General features: G+C 42.7%; 3 protein-coding genes. All 3 read left to right on the forward strand.

Translation table 11 applies throughout. The annotated features are described in order from the left end of the window. The first annotated feature begins 120 nt into the window (after positions 1 to 120). The 3 genes from FGQ53_RS11450 to groL all read left to right on the forward strand — a co-directional run bounded on the left by FGQ53_RS11450 (position 121) and on the right by groL (position 2,594). Positions 121 to 516, forward strand: a complete 396-nt coding sequence (locus FGQ53_RS11450) for a single-stranded DNA-binding protein (RefSeq protein WP_000282467.1) — start codon at positions 121 to 123, stop codon at positions 514 to 516. 155 nt (positions 517 to 671) lie between these two features. After that, on the forward strand, positions 672 to 956 hold the full coding sequence (gene groES, locus FGQ53_RS11455; protein ID WP_138338885.1) for a co-chaperone GroES: 285 nt from the start codon (positions 672 to 674) through the stop codon (positions 954 to 956). 15 nt (positions 957 to 971) lie between these two features. Further along, positions 972 to 2,594 (forward strand): chaperonin GroEL, encoded by a 1,623-nt coding sequence (gene groL, locus FGQ53_RS11460; RefSeq protein WP_138338888.1) that lies wholly within the window; start codon positions 972 to 974, stop codon positions 2,592 to 2,594. Positions 2,595 to 2,854 lie beyond the last annotated feature (260 nt).

Below are 2,854 nucleotides of genomic sequence, written 5' to 3' on the forward strand. Positions count from 1 at the left end.
TCCCCGTGATTTGTAGTAGTGATAGGTCTTCTCAGTTTAATTATAAATCAAAATAAAGAGCACAGCACTTTTTCATTTAGTGTTGTGCCTTGAGTGAAACGAAAGGAATGAATTATAAATATGTATAATAAAGTTATTATGATCGGGCGCTTGACGTCTACGCCAGAATTGCACAAAACAAACAATGACAAGTCAGTAGCGCGAGCAACTATCGCTGTGAACCGTCGTTACAAAGACCAAAATGGTGAACGCGAAGCTGATTTTGTCAATATGGTCCTTTGGGGCAGACTAGCAGAAACCTTGGCAAGCTACGCAACCAAAGGTAGTCTCATTTCCGTTGATGGAGAATTGCGTACCCGTCGCTTTGAGAAAAATGGTCAGATGAACTACGTGACCGAAGTACTTGTTACTGGATTCCAACTCTTGGAAAGTCGTGCTCAACGTGCCATGCGTGAAAATAATGCAGGCCAAGATTTGGCGGATTTGGTCTTGGAAGAGGAAGAATTGCCATTTTAAGCATTAAAAAGTCTGAGTTGGTCTCAGGCTTTTTATCTTGCCAAAATCAGACTTTTTTCTTGACTATTTTTGACCAAGTGATACAATAGAATTATGAATTAGCACTCAAACACAAAGAGTGCTAATGATATCTATCTCATTATGGAGGAAATCAGATGTTGAAACCATTAGGAGACCGTGTGGTCTTAAAAGTAGAAGAAAAAGAACAAACTGTTGGAGGCTTTGTCCTTGCAGGTTCAGCCCAAGAAAAAACCAAAACAGCCAAAGTTGTGGCTACTGGACAAGGTGTTCGTACCTTGAACGGTGACTTGGTTGCTCCAAGTGTTAAGGCTGGAGACTGTGTCTTGGTTGAAGCTCATGTAGGTCTTGATGTCAAAGATGGCGATGAAAAGTACATCATCGTAGGCGAAGCTAACATCTTGGCAATTGTGGAAGAATAATAGGAGGGAATAAGTATGTCAAAAGAAATTAAATTTTCATCTGATGCTCGTTCAGCTATGGTCCGTGGTGTCGATATCCTTGCAGATACTGTTAAAGTAACTTTGGGACCAAAAGGTCGTAACGTCGTTCTTGAAAAATCATTTGGTTCACCTTTGATTACCAATGACGGTGTGACCATTGCCAAAGAAATTGAATTGGAAGACCATTTTGAAAATATGGGTGCCAAATTGGTATCAGAAGTAGCTTCAAAAACAAACGATATCGCAGGTGACGGAACGACAACTGCAACAGTCTTGACCCAAGCAATTGTTCGCGAAGGAATCAAAAACGTCACAGCAGGTGCAAATCCAATCGGCATTCGTCGTGGGATTGAAACAGCAGTTGCAGCAGCAGTAGAAGCTTTGAAAAACAATGCCATCCCAGTTGCCAATAAAGAAGCCATCGCTCAGGTTGCTGCCGTATCATCTCGTTCTGAAAAAGTAGGCGAGTACATCTCTGAAGCCATGGAAAAAGTAGGCAAAGATGGAGTCATCACTATCGAAGAGTCACGTGGTATGGAAACAGAACTTGAAGTTGTGGAGGGAATGCAGTTTGACCGCGGTTATCTTTCACAGTACATGGTGACAGATAGCGAAAAAATGGTGGCTGACCTTGAAAATCCATACATTTTGATTACCGATAAGAAGATTTCCCATATCCAAGAAATTTTGCCACTCCTAGAAAGTATTCTCCAAAGCAATCGTCCACTCTTGATTATTGCGGATGATGTGGATGGTGAAGCTCTTCCAACTCTTGTATTGAACAAGATTCGTGGGACCTTCAACGTGGTAGCCGTCAAAGCTCCAGGTTTTGGTGACCGTCGCAAAGCCATGCTTGAAGACATCGCTATCTTGACAGGTGGAACAGTTATCACAGAAGATCTTGGTCTTGAGTTGAAAGATGCTACAATTGAAGCGCTTGGTCAAGCAGCGAGAGTAACTGTGGACAAAGATAGCACTGTTATCGTAGAAGGTGCTGGAAATCCTGAAGCTATTTCTCACCGTGTTTCGGTTATCAAGTCTCAAATCGAAACTACAACATCTGAATTTGACCGCGAAAAATTGCAAGAACGCTTGGCAAAATTGTCAGGTGGTGTCGCAGTCATCAAAGTCGGTGCTGCAACTGAAACTGAGTTGAAAGAAATGAAACTCCGCATCGAAGATGCCCTCAACGCTACTCGTGCAGCTGTTGAAGAAGGAATCGTTGCTGGTGGTGGAACAGCTCTTGTAAATGTTATCCCAGCAGTGGCTGATTTGGAATTGACAGGAGATGAAGCAACAGGACGCAATATTGTACTCCGTGCCTTGGAAGAACCTGTTCGTCAAATTGCCCACAATGCGGGATTCGAAGGATCTATCGTTATTGACCGTTTGAAAAATGCTGAAGTTGGTACAGGTTTCAACGCAGCAACTGGCGAGTGGGTCAACATGATTAATCAAGGGATTATCGACCCAGTTAAAGTGAGCCGTTCAGCCTTACAAAATGCGGCATCTGTAGCCAGCTTGATTTTGACAACAGAAGCAGTTGTAGCCAATAAGCCAGAACCAGTAGCCCCAGCTCCAGCCATGGATCCAAGTATGATGGGCGGCATGATGTAAAAACTCTAAAAGGAGGGATGCGTATTCCCTCCTTTTATGGTTATGTGGCTATTAGTCCGTCTCGCTCCGCTAGGCGCGAGACAAAAAAACAACCCGCTATGCGGGTGCGCGTCGAAGGTTATACCAAAAAACTCCGAACGCGATACAATAAAGGTGTTCAAGCCAATTGTAAAGCGAAAGGAGAAAGTTTGAAAAAAAGTAAAAATTGAATGAGATATTGTTTACCCAAATTTTGAGTACACTAAAAAGAGGTCTTGCTA

The sequence above is a fragment of the Streptococcus mitis genome, assembly GCF_005844455.1.
Taxonomy (GTDB): domain Bacteria; phylum Bacillota; class Bacilli; order Lactobacillales; family Streptococcaceae; genus Streptococcus; species Streptococcus mitis_BF.